The sequence below is a fragment of the Niveispirillum sp. GW835-FHT14G11 genome (assembly GCF_058793615.1).
Map to the genome: position 1 here is coordinate 14460 of NZ_JBXAFZ010000029.1, position 14730 is coordinate 29189.

Annotated in this window: 19 protein-coding genes; 7 read left to right on the forward strand and 12 right to left on the reverse strand. The window is 63.5% G+C overall.

Features of this window, described 5'->3' with window-relative positions; all coding sequences use genetic code 11:
• The 4 genes from trbB to AC1Q7F_RS30880 form a co-directional block, all read right to left on the reverse strand.
• The gene (trbB, locus tag AC1Q7F_RS30865; protein WP_492512386.1) at nucleotides 1-969 is read right to left on the reverse strand and encodes a P-type conjugative transfer ATPase TrbB; all 969 of its coding nucleotides are present in this window, start codon (nucleotides 967-969) and stop codon (nucleotides 1-3) included.
• On the reverse strand, nucleotides 966-1364 hold the full coding sequence (locus AC1Q7F_RS30870) for a ribbon-helix-helix domain-containing protein (RefSeq protein ID WP_492512387.1): 399 nt from the start codon (nucleotides 1362-1364) through the stop codon (nucleotides 966-968). Before AC1Q7F_RS30870 ends, trbB begins: the two co-directional genes overlap by 4 nt.
• A gap of 102 nt (nucleotides 1365-1466) precedes the next feature.
• Nucleotides 1467-2534, reverse strand: coding sequence for a helix-turn-helix domain-containing protein (locus AC1Q7F_RS30875; RefSeq protein WP_492512388.1), 1068 nt, complete (start codon nucleotides 2532-2534; stop codon nucleotides 1467-1469).
• Between the two features lie 8 nt (nucleotides 2535-2542).
• On the reverse strand, nucleotides 2543-3172 hold the full coding sequence (locus AC1Q7F_RS30880) for a hypothetical protein (protein ID WP_492512389.1): 630 nt from the start codon (nucleotides 3170-3172) through the stop codon (nucleotides 2543-2545).
• Nucleotides 3173-3370: 198 nt separating this feature from the next.
• Between AC1Q7F_RS30880 and AC1Q7F_RS30885 the strand changes: the two genes are divergently transcribed.
• The gene (locus AC1Q7F_RS30885; RefSeq protein WP_492512390.1) at nucleotides 3371-3658 is read left to right on the forward strand and encodes an HU family DNA-binding protein; all 288 of its coding nucleotides are present in this window, start codon (nucleotides 3371-3373) and stop codon (nucleotides 3656-3658) included.
• 53 nt (nucleotides 3659-3711) lie between these two features.
• On the opposite strand, the gene AC1Q7F_RS30890 is transcribed toward AC1Q7F_RS30885, so the two are convergent.
• A complete protein-coding gene (locus AC1Q7F_RS30890; protein ID WP_492512391.1) occupies nucleotides 3712-5736 on the reverse strand; it encodes a conjugal transfer protein TraG in 2025 nt (674 codons plus the stop codon).
• Nucleotides 5737-5905: 169 nt separating this feature from the next.
• Between AC1Q7F_RS30890 and AC1Q7F_RS30895 the strand changes: the two genes are divergently transcribed.
• Genes AC1Q7F_RS30895 through arsH form a run of 5 tightly spaced genes read left to right on the forward strand, consistent with a single transcriptional unit; the run spans nucleotide 5906 to nucleotide 9086 of the window.
• Nucleotides 5906-6295 carry an ArsR/SmtB family transcription factor gene (locus AC1Q7F_RS30895; RefSeq protein WP_492512392.1) on the forward strand — a complete coding sequence of 130 codons (390 nt, stop codon included), beginning with the start codon at nucleotides 5906-5908 and terminating at the stop codon, nucleotides 6293-6295.
• Complete coding sequence (locus tag AC1Q7F_RS30900) at nucleotides 6288-6803, forward strand: arsenate reductase ArsC (RefSeq protein WP_492512393.1); 516 nt, start codon at nucleotides 6288-6290, stop codon at nucleotides 6801-6803. The genes AC1Q7F_RS30895 and AC1Q7F_RS30900 overlap by 8 nt, the downstream gene beginning before the upstream one ends.
• Entirely contained in the window at nucleotides 6800-7264 is a 465-nt protein-coding gene (gene arsC, locus AC1Q7F_RS30905) for an arsenate reductase (glutaredoxin) (RefSeq protein WP_492512394.1), read from the forward strand. Before AC1Q7F_RS30900 ends, arsC begins: the two co-directional genes overlap by 4 nt.
• Nucleotides 7261-8334, forward strand: coding sequence for an ACR3 family arsenite efflux transporter (arsB, locus tag AC1Q7F_RS30910; protein WP_492512395.1), 1074 nt, complete (start codon nucleotides 7261-7263; stop codon nucleotides 8332-8334). The genes arsC and arsB overlap by 4 nt, the downstream gene beginning before the upstream one ends.
• 5 nt (nucleotides 8335-8339) lie before the next feature.
• Entirely contained in the window at nucleotides 8340-9086 is a 747-nt protein-coding gene (arsH, locus tag AC1Q7F_RS30915; protein WP_492512396.1) for an arsenical resistance protein ArsH, read from the forward strand.
• Nucleotides 9087-9110: 24 nt separating this feature from the next.
• Here the strand turns inward: arsH and AC1Q7F_RS30920 are convergent, their stop codons facing one another.
• The gene (locus tag AC1Q7F_RS30920) at nucleotides 9111-9596 is read right to left on the reverse strand and encodes a hypothetical protein (RefSeq protein WP_492512397.1); all 486 of its coding nucleotides are present in this window, start codon (nucleotides 9594-9596) and stop codon (nucleotides 9111-9113) included.
• Between the two features lie 77 nt (nucleotides 9597-9673).
• On the opposite strand from AC1Q7F_RS30920, the gene AC1Q7F_RS30925 reads away from it, so the two are divergent.
• Nucleotides 9674-9868 carry a helix-turn-helix domain-containing protein gene (locus tag AC1Q7F_RS30925; protein ID WP_416574900.1) on the forward strand — a complete coding sequence of 65 codons (195 nt, stop codon included), beginning with the start codon at nucleotides 9674-9676 and terminating at the stop codon, nucleotides 9866-9868.
• Nucleotide 9869: 1 nt separating this feature from the next.
• On the opposite strand, the gene rlxS is transcribed toward AC1Q7F_RS30925, so the two are convergent.
• From rlxS to AC1Q7F_RS30955, 6 genes are all read right to left on the reverse strand, one after another.
• Nucleotides 9870-11858: a relaxase/mobilization nuclease RlxS gene (rlxS, locus tag AC1Q7F_RS30930; protein WP_492512398.1), complete on the reverse strand. Its 1989-nt coding sequence runs from the start codon at nucleotides 11856-11858 to the stop codon at nucleotides 9870-9872.
• A gap of 264 nt (nucleotides 11859-12122) precedes the next feature.
• Complete coding sequence (locus tag AC1Q7F_RS30935) at nucleotides 12123-12488, reverse strand: hypothetical protein (protein ID WP_492512399.1); 366 nt, start codon at nucleotides 12486-12488, stop codon at nucleotides 12123-12125.
• Nucleotides 12489-12776: 288 nt separating this feature from the next.
• Nucleotides 12777-13040 carry a hypothetical protein gene (locus AC1Q7F_RS30940; protein ID WP_492512400.1) on the reverse strand — a complete coding sequence of 88 codons (264 nt, stop codon included), beginning with the start codon at nucleotides 13038-13040 and terminating at the stop codon, nucleotides 12777-12779.
• A gap of 210 nt (nucleotides 13041-13250) precedes the next feature.
• The gene (locus AC1Q7F_RS30945; protein ID WP_492512401.1) at nucleotides 13251-13805 is read right to left on the reverse strand and encodes a lytic transglycosylase domain-containing protein; all 555 of its coding nucleotides are present in this window, start codon (nucleotides 13803-13805) and stop codon (nucleotides 13251-13253) included.
• Entirely contained in the window at nucleotides 13793-14362 is a 570-nt protein-coding gene (locus AC1Q7F_RS30950) for a S26 family signal peptidase (protein ID WP_492512402.1), read from the reverse strand. The genes AC1Q7F_RS30945 and AC1Q7F_RS30950 overlap by 13 nt, the downstream gene beginning before the upstream one ends.
• On the reverse strand, nucleotides 14359-14598 hold the full coding sequence (locus AC1Q7F_RS30955) for a helix-turn-helix transcriptional regulator (protein ID WP_492512403.1): 240 nt from the start codon (nucleotides 14596-14598) through the stop codon (nucleotides 14359-14361). The genes AC1Q7F_RS30950 and AC1Q7F_RS30955 overlap by 4 nt, the downstream gene beginning before the upstream one ends.
• Between the last annotated feature and the right edge of the window lie 132 nt (nucleotides 14599-14730).

Sequence of the window (14730 nt, forward strand, 5' to 3'; positions counted from 1 at the left end):
TCAGATTGATTGCAGGTCGGCTGGCGCCAGGGTGACCACGCGATAGTCGCCCTGGGCATCCAGCCTGTCGGTGCGGGCGATGGCATCGACGAGACGCTGACCGCCGCGGGAGCGGATATGGACGATGAGATCCACCGCCTCGGCGATGAGCCGACGGGGCACGGTGACCACCGCCTCCTGCGCCAGCTGTTCCAGCCGGTAGAGGGCGGCATGGGCGGAATTGGCATGCAGGGTGGCGATGCCGCCGGGATGGCCGGTGTTCCAGGCCTTGAGCAGGTCCAGCGCCTCCCCGCCCCGCACCTCGCCGACGATGATCCGGTCGGGCCGCAGGCGCAGGGTGGAGCGCACCAGGTCGCGCAAGCTGACGACACCCGGCCGGGTGCGCAGGGCCACGCAGTCCGGGGCGGCGCATTGCAGCTCCCGCGTATCCTCGATCAGCACCAGCCGTTCGCTGCTGTCGGCCAGTTCGGCCAGCAGGGCATTGGTCAGGGTGGTCTTGCCCGACGCCGTGCCACCGGCGACAAGGATGTTCCGCCGCGCCCGCACGGCCCGGCGCAGGGCCTCGGCCTGGAGGGGCGTCAGGATGCCATCGGCGGCATAGTCTCCCAGGCGCAGGATGCGTACCGCCGGTTTGCGGATCGTGAAGCAGGGTCCCGTCACCACGGGCGGCAGCAGACCCTCGAACCGCTCGCCGGTGGGCAGTTCCGCCGACAGGATGGGTCGGTCGGCATGGATTTCGGCCCCGACATGAGAAGCCACCAGCCGGATGATACGTTCCACCTCAGCCGCGGGCATGCTGACACCAGCCAGGCCGATCCCCTGACCCGCCCGTTCCAGGCGCAGGGTGCCATCGGGATTGACCATCACCTCGGTAACGACGGGATCGGCCAGGGCATTGGCGATGTTCGACCCCAGGGCGGTGCGCAGCATGGAGTGGCGACGTTCGTCTGCCTCGCGCCGGGGGCTCATGGCGCATCCTCCCGGCCTGCGGGCAGGGTACGGGTTGGAGCTGCCATCTGGCGGCCCACCTGGTCGATGAACTTCTGAAACCGCTCCTTGCCCACGGCGTGGGCGGCCCGGTCAGGTTCGGGCAATGGCGCGGTGACGGTCAGTTGGTAGCGGACAAACAGGGCCAGGCTTTCCAGCAGCACCTGGGTATCCCGCTCAATCCGTTCCAACTGCCGCGTCTGCCGGTCAAGCCGAATGCGCAGCGCCTCAGCAATCGCCTGGGCACCTCGGCGGGACAGGTACTGGCGCAGAGCATCGGCGACGATGGCGGACTTGGTCGAACCCGGTTTGGACGCCAGAGCGTCGAGCTGGGCACTTAGCTCATCGTCGAGATAGAGGTGATGGCGGGGCTTCATGACCCGGCTCCAACGTGGGGGACGTTGGCGCTAAGGGTCGAACGGAAGCGCAGAATCTCTTACGGCCGTTAGATACGAGCCAGTACGATCATTTACCTCGGATCAAACCACAGACAATTTCCTAGAATCTATTGCTGGAGCTCTGGGGTTATTATTAAGACCAAAAACCAAATTCTCCAGTTCATCTTCAGGAATGTGCAATTGAGCAGCGACAGTGGCTTTAGTTATTCTGTCTTGCCAAAGGCTACCAAAGACCTGCTTCCACACAGCAGATGTCTCGCGGTCCATACCATTGGGCTCGTTCTCACGAAATCCACGTCGATTAATCTCAATATTGAATCCACGATTCTGCCAAGATGTAATGCGCCCAATCTTCCCTAACCTATAAACCAAAGCAGACAATGCAACTCCCCAGCGACGCTTCATCGGAATTAAGCTATCAAGATCAGAAACGTGAAAAACATGCGCCTTCACGTCATTTTCAGGCATAAGGAAAGCTGAAGCAAATTCATTTGCCTCAGCCTCAGCACGCTTACCTTGATTTGGCCCCCCGTGCTTATGAAGCAACAGATGTCCCAATTCATGGGCAGCATCAAATCGACTACGCTCCGATGTTTTGAACGTATTCAAGAAAACATATGGAACCCCATCTCGCCAACATGAGAAGGCGTCCACATGCTTGGTATTTTCAGCAAGAGAAAACACCCGAACACCCTTAGACTCCATAAGATGAATTATATTACCAATCGGTGCTTCACCAAGCCCCCACTGTCGCCGAATGTAAACAGCGGCCATGGATGGCGTGATATCGTTTGAAAGATCCACCAACTCTGAAGTAGGCAGGTTGAAGCGTTCATCTACCCAATCGCTCAGGAGATATGCCAATGCGCCGGCAGCAAGCGCGGCGTCCCGTTCACGAGCGGTCATATCTGTTAAGCTGCGAAAGCTCACAGCGTCCGCAGTCGGCGTATCTAGGTCAGATGCAAAAAAGAACGACCTGGGGAAGCAGAGTACTGACGCCATCGCATCGATATATCGATCGTCCGGCATATGATACTGCTGCTCCCACCGGGTCACATAGACTGGATCAACATTCATGGCTTCCGCCAGCTCACGGCCCGTTTTCCGCCGCCGTTTCCTGGCGATGATAAGGCGTTGAGCGCTGAACATTGATCCACTCACTTCCGGGTTACGGCAACCTCGTACTGACCGGGCGGCGAGATATCAGACTTCAGTACCGACGGTCCATCCCATTCGCCGTGTTGAATCAGAAAAATCCGCTCGTGGAAATCTTCGAACTGTCCATCGATAATCGCCTTGGGACAAGACAGTTCAGCGCGAACATCATCACCATTCGCATGAACAAAAAGATACCATACAGATGCATTTTGACGCTTACGGCGCTCCTCCTCCATGTAGGGAAAGAGAAACCCACAACTAGAACTGACCGCCCGTTCCGAGGCAGCCCCTTTATCATTCACAGACCTCGGATCGCGGCCTTCGATGCAGGCGGAATCAGCATTCTGAAAAATAATCCGAATACCCTGTTGAGGATCAAAGGTAGCGCACACGCCATTAATCGCTTCCATCTCCCAGCCCTTGGGCATCAGCAATTGGCGGATAGCTCCAGTTCCCTGGATGTAGGCGTAGGAACTATCTGAACCTGGGGGATGGACCCTCAAAATTTCACGACGCGCATTCACTGCCACGCGGACAACATGGCGCCATTCGTCCAGCGTCGTGCCGAAATCCGCCAAACGCTGCGCGATGCTCAGCGGTTCTTTGACAATCTTCACGCCCGCAAACATGGTCGCCCTCGTGTAAATTTTCTCATCCACAAATGTGCCAGAGAAAATTTACACAGGCAATGGAGTTTGTGGCCACAGAGGGAACTTTCCCAGCCCCAGCACCCCCATCAAGGCAACTGGTCAAACGTTGGTCTTTCGGGTTAAAGCCTTGGAAATTGCCACTCTGGAAGTGGCCGCATCGACACAGCAGGACGCAAGATGACGGAAAAGATCAGCAAAGACGACCTCGCCGCAATCGTCGCCGAAGTGACGGGCAGCACCAAGGCCGGCAGCAAGGAAGCCGTGGAGCGCCTCTTGGGCGCCATCACCGCCGGCCTGAAGGACGGCAAGGAAATCAACTTGGCCGGGTTCGGGAAGTTCACGGCCCAGCAGGTGCCGGAACGCCAGGGTCGCAATCCGCAAACGGGTGCGCCCACCACCATCGCCGCCCAGACCAAAGCCAAGTTCTCACCGGCGAAGGCGCTGAAGGATGCGCTGAACGGCTGATCGACAGGGCGATGCCCCATAGACGGGCATCGCCAGTCTGCCGGTACTCGCTGTCAGAAACTGGGCAGCAGATCGTCCCGTGATCCTTCGTTGATCGCATGGGCGCGGGCGACATTGGACAAGCGGTCCATGGCCCGCTTGTCCGCGGCCACATCGGTTTCATCATCCATTGAGCCAAACAGATCACCGGCTTCAGGTTCCGCCGGATTAGATATCCCTTCCTCCGGCAACCCCGGATGACGCTGCTGCTGCAAGCCACCTTCAGTCATCTCGTCCACGGAGGCCTCTTCGTCCTCCTCAGCCAACCGCTGATCCATCCCCCGCACTTGGCCGCCCCAATCATCCAACCGTGCCGGTGGCCGATCCGCGTAGGCCCCGTCCGCAAGGGTCGGCGCCGACAATACCCGCTCGGTGAAGTTCCGATCCTCATAATAGCGCAACTTCTTCGCCCGGATCGGCGCCAGCCCGGACACCAGTACCAGTTCATCCTTCGGCGGCAACTGCATCACCTCCCCCGGCGTCAGCAACGGCCGCGCCGTCTCCTGCCGGCTGACCATGACATGGGAGAGCCAGGGGGCCAGACGATGGCCGGCATAGTTGCGCTGCGCCCGCAATTCCGTCGCCGTGCCCAGCGCGTCCGAAATGCGTTTGGCGGTGCGTTCGTCATTGCTGCTGAAGGCGATGCGGACATGACAATTGTCGAGGATGGCGTTGTTCTCCCCATAGGCCTTGGAAATCTGGTTCAGACTCTGGGCGATCAGGTAGGCCCGGATGCCATAACCCGCCATGAAGGCCAACGCCGTCTCAAAGAAGTCCAGACGACCCAAAGCCGGAAACTCGTCCAGCATCATCAGCAACTGGTGCCGCCGCCGCTTGGCGGGGTCACCTTCCAACCGCTCGGTCAACCGCCGGCCGATCTGATTCAGCACTAGGCGCACCAGCGGCTTTGTGCGGGAAATGTCCGAAGGTGGGATGACAAGGTAGAGCGACACGGGGCGCGGTGCGTCCACCAAGTCGGCGATCCGCCAATCGCAGGCCGATGTCGTGGCGGCCACAGTGGGGTCCCTGTACAGCCCCAGGAAGGACATGGCCGTGGATAGCACCCCCGACCGCTCGTTCTCCGATTTGTTCAGCACCTCCCGTGCAGCCGAGGCGACAGCGGGATGGACCAGCGGCTTGTCGGGTGTGCCCAGATGGTTGGTCGCCATCATGCGGCGCAGCGTGTGGGCAAAGCTGCGGCGTGGGTCGGAAAGGAAGGTGGCCACACGGGCCAAGGTCTTCTCCTCCTCGGCATAGAGCACATGCAGGATAGCGCCGACCAGCAGGCTGTGGCTGGTCTTCTCCCAATGGCTCCGCCGTTCCAGAGCGCCCTCGGGATCGACCAGGATGTCGGCGATGTTCTGGACATCGCGGACCTCGTCCAGCCCCTTGCGCACCTCCAGCAGCGGATTGTAGCGGGCGGAACGCGGATCGGTGGGGTTGAACAACAAGCAATGGGAGAAGCGTGCCCGCCACCCCGCCGTCAATTGCCAGTTCTCGCCCTTGATGTCGTGGATGACAGTCGATCCGGTCCAGGACAGCAGCGTCGGCACCACCAGTCCCACACCCTTGCCCGACCGAGTGGGGGCAAAGGCCATCACATGTTCCGGCCCATCGTGCCGGAGGTACCGGCTGCCCAACCGCCCCAAAAAGACGCCCACCGGCCGGAACAGCCCTGCTCCTTCCACTTCCCGGCTGGTCGCCCAGCGCGAAGAACCATAGGTCGTGACCATCCGGGTCTGCCGAGCACGCCACAGCGACCCGATGACGGCGGCGGCACAGCCCATGAACCCGCTGGCACCGGCCAACATGCCGGCCTTGTCGAAGACATGCGGGGCGTAGGCCTCGTACCAGTACCACCACTCGAACAGTTGCCAGGGACGATAGATGGGCCAGCCAGCAATGACGATCCAGGGAGGGCCAAGCTGCGCCTGATAGCCCAGCATGGATGCCGCCCATTGCGTCGCCGCCCAGACCCCCAGGATGACAATGGCAAAGACAACCAGGATCTGGCCGATCAATAGCTTGGTGGGGGTCATGCAACACCTCCGAGCAGTATCAGCCGGAAGCAAGCCGGCATGCCCCGAGGAGGCGCCGGAACGGTCGAAGGCGGTATCGCCCTTACCTACGCCCTCACCGCCATTGACCCACTGGCGGCGGTTCACAAGCAGCCTTGACTCATTTCTATGATTCGATGATCATTGAAATATGGAAATCAAAGCCGCCACCGAAGCCTTCGCCGCCCTGTCCCAGGAAACCCGCCTGGGCATCTTCCGCCTGCTGGTGCAGGTGGGGCCGAACGGGCTGACCGCGGGTGAGGTCGGGCAGCAGCTCGGCGTCGCCGCCTCCACCCTGTCCCACCACCTGGCCACGCTGGAGCGGGCGGGCCTGCTGCGATCCTGGCGGGTGCAGCGGCATATCCATTACGCAACCGATTTCGAGGGGACGCGGCGGCTGCTTTCCTTCCTGGTGGAGGATTGCTGTGGAGGCCGGTCGGAACTGTGCGGCGACGGGCTGCTGGAGGCGGCCAGGACCTGCGCCACCGGCTGCGGCCCCGAGCCATGCGAACCCGTCCCCGCTGGAGAGCGCCATGAGTGACCAGCCCTACAACACCCTCTTCCTCTGCACCCACAATTCCGCCCGCAGCGTCATGGCCGAATGCATCCTTAACCGGATCGGCCAGGGCCGCTTCCGGGCCTTCAGCGCCGGCAGCCAGCCCTCGGGCCGCATCAACCCGTTCGTCCATGACCTGCTGGCCCATCTGGGCCACGATGTCGCCGGCTTGCAGTCCAAGACCTGGGACGAGTTCGCCGGACCGGACGCGCCGCAGATGGATTTCATCTTCACGGTCTGCGACAGCGCGGCAGGAGAGGTCTGCCCCGTCTGGCCCGGCCACCCGATGACGGCGCATTGGAGCTTCACGGACCCGTCCTCGGCAACCGGCTCGGACGCGGAGAAGGCCGCCTTCACGGCCGACATCTATCGCCAGATCGAGCGGCGCCTTCAGCTCTTTGTCAGCCTGCCCATCGCCTCGCTGGACAAGCTGGTCCTGAAGCGCAAGCTGGCAGAGATGGGCGTGGCGCCAAGCGCGGGGGCTTCGGCATGACCGCGATCACCATCTGGCACAACCCCGCCTGCGGCACCTCGCGCAACACCCTGGCCATGATCCGCAACAGCGGGGTGGAGCCGGTGATCATCGAATACCTGAAGACCCCGCCCACGCGGGAGATTCTGGCCGACCTGATCGCCCGCATGGGCGTGCCGGTACGCGCCGTGATCCGGGAGAAAGGCACGCCCTATGCCGAGCTGGGGCTGGACGATCCCACCCTGCCGGACGAGGCCCTGCTGGACGCCATGATGGCGCATCCGATCCTGATCAACCGGCCCATCGTGGCTACACCGCTGGGCGTGCGCCTGTGCCGGCCGTCGGAACAGGTGCTGGACATCCTTCCAGACCCGCAGCGTGGCGCCTTCGCCAAGGAGGATGGTGAGGCGGTGGTGGACGAAGCCGGTCGCCGCATCGCCCGCCCCCGCCTCCTGATCACGCCTGGAAAGCCTCTTCCATGACCGACCAGACCGTGGCGGCACCGCGCCGCCTGTCCTTTCTCGACCGCTATCTGACCCTGTGGATCTTCATCGCCATGGGGCTGGGCGTGGCCCTGGGGACATGGGTGCCCGGCCTGCCTGTGGCCCTGGAGCGGATGTCCATGGGCACGACCAACATCCCCATCGCCATCGGGCTGGTGCTGATGATGTACCCGCCCCTGGCCAAGGTCCGGTACGAGGAGTTGCACCGGGTCTTCGCCGACAGGCGCCTGCTGATCCTGTCGCTGGTCCAGAACTGGATCGTGGGGCCGGTACTGATGTTCGCGCTGGCGGTGATCTTCCTGGCCGACCAGCCGGATTACATGACGGGCCTGATCCTCATCGGGCTGGCGCGGTGCATCGCCATGGTGCTGGTCTGGAACCAGCTCGCCCGCGGCTCAAACGAGTATGTGGCGGGCCTGGTAGCCTTCAACTCGATCTTCCAGATCCTGTTCTTCAGCCTCTATGCCTGGATATTCCTGGGCGTGCTGCCGTCCCTGCTGGGGTTGGAGGGCAGCGTCATCGACGTGTCTTTCTGGACCATCGCCGAAGCGGTGCTGATCTATCTGGGCATCCCCTTCCTGGCCGGATTCCTGACCCGCAAGGTCCTGATCCGCGCCAAAGGCGAGAATTGGTATGAGAACCTGCTCCTGCCCCGCATCTCCCCCCTCACGCTGGCCGCATTGCTATTCACCATCGTGGCCATGTTCAGCCTGAAGGGCGGCGACGTCGTCCGGCTGCCCCTGGATGCGCTTTCCATTGCGGTGCCGCTGACCCTCTATTTTTTCATCATGTTCCTGGTCAGCTTCTTCATGGGGCGGCTGATCGAGGCAGACTATCCCCGTGCGACGTCGGTTGCCTTCACGGCGGCGGGCAATAATTTCGAGCTGGCCATCGCGGTCGCCATCGCCGCTTTCGGTCTCGCCTCCCCCGTCGCCTTCGCTGCCGTCATCGGCCCGCTAGTGGAAGTGCCGGTGCTGATCCTGATGGTGCAACTGGCCCTGTGGCTGGGCCGGCGTTGGTATCCGGCAACCGCACCGGCCAAGGGGTGAAAACCATGAACCGCCTGCGCACCCTCTCCAACCCGACCTACCTGCCGGCCTTCAATCCGGCCTATGCCCATCCGCAGCCCGCACTCGGCCTGGGGCCGCTGGAGCACAGGCCGCGCATCCTGCTGCTCTATGGTTCCTTGCGCGACCGCTCCTTTTCTCGGCTGGCGGTGGAAGAGGCGGCTCGGCTGCTGGAATATTTCGGAGCGGAGACGCGGATCTTCGATCCCTCCGATCTGCCTTTGCCCGATCAGGTGAGGGGCGACGACCATCCGGCCGTGCGCGAGTTGCGGGAGCATTCCATCTGGTCAGAAGGTCAGGTCTGGTGCAGCCCCGAACGCCATGGCCAGATCACCGGCATCATGAAGGCGCAGATCGACCATCTGCCGCTGGCCATGGGCGGCATCCGCCCCACCCAAGGCCGCACCCTGGCCGTGATGCAGGTGTCCGGCGGCTCGCAGAGCTTCAATGCCGTGAACACGCTGCGCATCCTGGGCCGCTGGATGCGGATGGTGACCATCCCCAACCAGTCCAGTGTCGCCAAGGCCTTTCAGGAATTCGACGAAGCCGGCCGCATGAAGCCCTCGGCCTATTACGACCGCATCGTTGATGTCATGGAGGAACTGGTGCGCTTCACGGTGCTGCTGCGCCCACATGCTGGCATGCTGGTGGACCGCTATTCGGAACGGCGTGAGGCCGGTAGGCCTATCGATCCTGCAACGGATCTGGCGACACTTGCAGTCGACAACAAATAAGCGACCGGGGTGATACTGTTGTCATCAGCCAACCGATCCGAACTCCGGCACGGCATGGGCTGCGATCAAAATCCGATCCACGATCGCGTTCCCGACTGGCAGGACCAGGACACTGGCCTCGCCGATAGGAGACGCCTCGTCCGGCAGCATTTGATGTATGGGACGCGCCTCGCTCTCCACCCGCCCGACCACATGCCGAACCGTCTCCGACAAACAGTCCCAGGCCTCCCCTCCCGCGTCCGGCAACAGTTTGGTGGCGGCAGGCCCTGACAGCATCTTCTGCCATCCGCCATCCATCCGATCAAAGACCATGAGGTTGGATAGCCAGGGACTGAGCACCCAGAGAGGCAACGTGTCGCGCGATGGTACCATCAAGGTCCCGGCGCCGGCTCTCGCCCACACTGCCAGCAGGGTCCATTCCGGCTCCATGAACTCCTCCCAGCTTGCGAACCCATCGGCAAACTGCACCGTGGCAAGGGCGGCATAGAAATCGTCAGAAGCGGCTTCCATCGCATCCTCACTTCGATTAGGAACTATACTTCCTGGAAGTATGCTTCACATTCGTCATGGTTTCCACCATGGACTTGATGGAAGCTGTTTCCCGGAATGTGCGGCGGTTGCGCCAGGAGCGAGGGTTGAGCCAGGAGGAACTGGCCAGCCGAGCGGATATCAGCAACCGTTATCTGGGCGACATTGAGCGTGGCCAGCATAGCTGTACCGTTACGGTCCTCGGACGCATCGCGGATGGCCTGGGTGTCCGCCCCGCCGAACTGGTTGAATAGATCATGAGACCGACGGCCCGCCCCGCTGCCGTCCGATCGTCCAGGAAATCCCCTCCGCCCGCATGATCCCGGAGACAGGCTGTCCGACATGCCGATCCAGGACCGGCCGCCAAGGCACCAGGGTAAAGTCGCGGCTCCGCTCGATCAACGCCACTTTGTCACCGGACAGGGGGATGATGCGGCGGAGAACGCCTTCCACCGGCTGGCCGGGCCGCATCTCGACATAGCCGAGCCCCAGTTCTTCGGAAAGCTGGCCCGCGACCCGCAGCAGCTCGCGCCGACGCAGGGCACCAAGCAAGCCGGAGCGATAGACGACACGATCCTGCTCTTCCCGGGCCAGACCCTCGGCGATCAGCCATTGCCGCCGGCGGGCCTGGGCCTCCCGGACCTCACGGCCGAAACCGGCGTCGCGCAAAGGCTCCGGATTTCCGGCAACCAGTTCGTGGTCGATCCAGGTGGCGCCATCGGCGCCGATCTGCTGTTCCAGCGGCAGCGCGGAGAGAATGCGCACCGTCACTGGTGCCGCCTTCGTCTGCCGACGTTCATACTCCAGGGCTCGATCGAGATGATCGGGCGCGATGGTCCAGGTGCCATCAGGTTCACGCGTGGCACCGCCAGTCATCCGTCGCATTGCCTCCAGCCGTCGGACATGGGTTTCGGCGAAAGCCTCCCTGGCCGACGGATCGTGGCGCAGGTGAATATCAGCGCTGTAGCGACCACCGTTCACAGCCGCGATCTCAGCGACGGTGCGATCTGCGGCCCGCACCTCTGGGCGCCGGGGCTCAACACGGATGACGCCCCCATCCGGTAAGGGGTCGGTGGCCTCCCCCCGGCCGATATCGACATAATGGGTCCGGCCGTCTGTAGCGTCGATGATCAGGTAGTGCCGGTCATTCAGTTCGTCGGCCAAGCCACGGGCGACGACACGGCCGGTGATGGGATGAGCGTCAGCGGCAGCCGGATCATGGATGATCAGATCGGCCGGCAGTCGGGCCAGGTTCCTGGCCGCCATCTCCCGGTGCATGGTCTTGATGATGTCACCGCGTTCACCCATCCGGCGCAAGGTGGTTTCCAGGTCATCGGCCAAGCGCCATTGACCAGGCCGCATCTCGCCGGCCAGTCCCAGCCGTTCCAGCTTGCGCAGCCGGCCCATGCGCAGGGCTTGCTGGAAGGGATCACGATCAACTCCTGTCACCAGGTGCTCCGGCGACAGGTCGCGTAGCAGGCGGCGATCGATGCTGGTCAGCCGTTCCTGCTCCACCTCCCGGCGCAGTTGGCCCTGCACCTCGGCGTTGGTCTTCGGACCCAGGTCCAGGCTGACGATTTCGGAGGCGCGCTCACGCATGCCCTTGGTCAAGTATTCCCGCGCGATGATCAGGTCCTTGCCGCGATCGTCCGTTCCCCGGACGATGATGTGGCTGTGCGGATGACCCGTGTTGTAGTGGTCGACGGCCACCCAGTCCAAACTCGTGTCCAGATCCCGTTCCATCTGTGCCATCAGGCGGCGGACCAGCGGCTTCAGGTCGTCATACTGGTCACCATCCTCGGCCGAGACGATGAAGCGGAATTGGTGACGGTCGCCCTCGGCACGGTCGAGGAAGGCTTTGCCATTCACTTGGTCCTGCTCAGCACCGTAGAGCTGTCCGGGCTGTCCTTCGCGGGTGACACCGTCGCGCTGGATATAGCGTAAGTGGGCACGGGCGCCCTGCATGCCCTTGCCGGCGAGCCTGACGATGCGGGATTTGACGATCACGCGGCGCTGCCGATAGGCGGCGAACTGGTCGCGCGACGCCAGGACACGGGCGACGCCGGCCCCGCGTCCGATCCGGCTGCCATCGAAGCGCGTTGACCGACGCCCAAAAATCATCGGTCCGCCGCGCGCCAAGGCGGTCGCCGCCAGCACCCGGTTCAGAAAGCGTTTGCCGCCGCGTCCGCTGGCGGTGCGTATCCGGCCCATCCGAGGCTCGAAATCATGATCATCACCGAACATCGCCGATCCTCCCGATCCAGAGGCCAAAGGCGGCCCCTTCGAGCCCTGGTGCCAGAATGGCGCCGGTCCGGCCGCCGTGGCGCCACCGCCCGGTCCCAAAAAGGATGTGCAGACAGGGGGTTGCGGGGGCGCTGGCGCCACCGCTTGATCTTGCCCTACAACGCCAGGAATCAGCATCAGCGCTTATCCACGCCCTCATACGCTCTCATGCCGAAGAAAAGAGGGAGCGACGGTGCAGAACCGCCGCTCCCGCATCATCGCCGTCTATGAGCCGGCAGCAATCTGGAAGGCCTTTTCGGCCACCTCCCGGCTGGCATAGGCACGCTGGCGGGTCATGGAATGCAGACGTTCATCACCGTCGACAACGCAACTGGCGACGATGAATTCTCCCCGGAAATGGCTCAGAATGAGAATGCAGTGAAGGCTTTCTTCACCCTCCTCATCCCCTATCCACTCGCCCAGATAATGCTCCCGGAAGCGCCCCTCCCAGATGAAATCGGGCTGTTCGGAGGCGATGAAACGCTCGACATTGGCCATCAACCCTTCCTCGCCGAACTCGGCGCGGACGCCTTCGACAAGGTCAGCAAAGCGGTCGATCGCGGGCTGCGGGTGTGCTGCAATGAACGACATGGGAACCTCCGTGGCTGGCGTCCCCCTCATCGAGGACGGGGTTCCCCCCTCAGCCGGAGAGGCGGCAGTCAAGGACGCCGAAGGCGCCGCGGAGCGGGGCGCGGGGGAGCCGAATTGCATAGCAATTCGGGGGGACCGCGCATCCTTGACGGGCGCCTCGGCCTGGCTGGTAGGATGGGCGGACCGAGATGAGACCCACCCTCTCCGGTGAGGCTCCGACATCGGAGACAGGGGCGAAGGGGCTGGATAGAAAAGAGAGCGGCGCCCCTGGACACCGCTCCCGGAATGTCATGCGTCCAGCAGCGCCAGACGCTTCTGCGCCGCCAGGGTCTCCATCACCATCGGGTTCTGGCGAGCCTGATCCTGAAGCGTGCAGACCCGCTCCCACGGCCCGATATTCTCTTCCGGGTCCTCGGATGAGCCGATGTACATCGGTGCACGGCTGCGCGCGATGATTGCCCTCTCCAGGGTCCGAATGAAGGCGAAAGCCTCTCCCCGCTGGCGCCAATAGGCGTCCGTCCCCGGGATCGGCTGGGTGTTGTTGATCGACATGGCATCCTCCATCGCTATCGTCCTCCTCATCGAGGACAAGCCCTGGCATCGGCCGGAGAGGTGGCGGTCAAGGACGCCGAAGGCGCCGCGGAGCGGGGCGTGGGGGAACCGAAATGCGCCAGCATTTTGGGGGAACCGCGCCTCCTTGACGGGCGCCTCGCCCCGGCTGGTAGGACATGCGGATCGAGATGAAGCCCCTCTCTCCGACCGCTATCGCCGCCCGGCATCAGCGTCGGACAAGGGAACGAACAGGCGCCTGTCTGCGGCGTTCAAAGGTACGAAAAGCGGTTTCGCCTGCTCCTCTCCTGCCCCAACCATGGCGGATAGTTTGGCCAGATAAGCCCTGGTCTCCTTCGGCAGCAGCATGCCGTCACGCAGATGTGCCTCATAGCGGCCAGGACCGGCATTGTAGGCGGCGAACAGACCGGGAAAGCCGAAGCGCTCCCGCATCTCGGCGAGATAGGCGGCACCGGCCATGATGTTGGCGGCGGGATCGAACACATCGCCGGCAATGACGTAGCGGTCGCGCATCTCCGCCCAGGTGCCGGGCATCAACTGCATCAGGCCCTGAGCCCCTTTGGGCGATACCGCCCACACGTCACCGCCGCTTTCCGCCTCGATCACGGCCCTGATCCAACCCTCCGGCAGATCGAAACGCTTCGCCGCCGCCTGGATTTCCGGCTCATAGAAGGGCCGGTCTGCCGCGTTGATGGGTGCCGCCAGGAGCATGGCCAGCACCATTCCGCCCAAGCTCAGCCGGCCCATAGCGGCACCAGCCGGCCGATGACATGCAGCGATGACACCGGCCCGAAATAGCGACCGTCCAGGGAGTCCGCCGCCGGCATCAGCAGCAGGATTTCGTCCGCCGGCAGGTGGCGGCAGCCCTCCCAGCGCGGCAGCGGCCGGCCGTCGCGATCGACCCGCCGCCGCCGGGCGACAATGTCGCCATTGATGGACAGGTCGTCGTCCCAGGCGCAGACATTGTCACCGCCCATGGCCGCCACCTGCTTGATCAGCGGCACGCCGCGCGGTAGATAGCCCCGACGCGCCGCCATGTCGGCGATGGCGGCCGGCGGCCAGACCAGGACCAGATCACCATTGCGCACCCTTGTCTCCGGCAGCACGAGATAGAGCCCGATGGGCGCCGAGGCGCTGCTGTTCCACACCAGCAATGGCACCGGCCGGATCAGCGTGGCGAAGCCCAGCGCCGCCAACCCGAACCCGACCAGGATCAGCATGCGGCGACGCATGGCACGCGGCAGACGGCGCTTGCGCGAGGGTCGGCGGACGGCCTGCGGGGCGAATAATGGCGAGCAGATCATGGCGCATCCCCCTTGCCCGAGGTGCTGTCGCGGCGCCCGCCCATCGACCAGGCATCCAGGTCATCGATGTGATAGCGGACGTAGCGCCCATGCTTGCGGAAGCGCGGGCCGCCGCCCGTCAGGCGCATCTTTTCCAGCGTCCGGTGCGACAGGCCGATATAGAAGGCAGCCTGGGCGGTGTTGAGAAAGGGGCTGCCCTTCCTGGCCTGCGCAGCCCGATTGACCTCGTCCTCCATGCCCGATCTCCCTCGGCGACAGCGGCGGGTATCGCCGCAGATGAGGCGAGGATGGCGGCCGGGAGCGTGGCTGGGGACGCTCGGAATCAGGCCCCCCTTGTTTTCGATCCCCCAGACGTAGACAGACGAAAA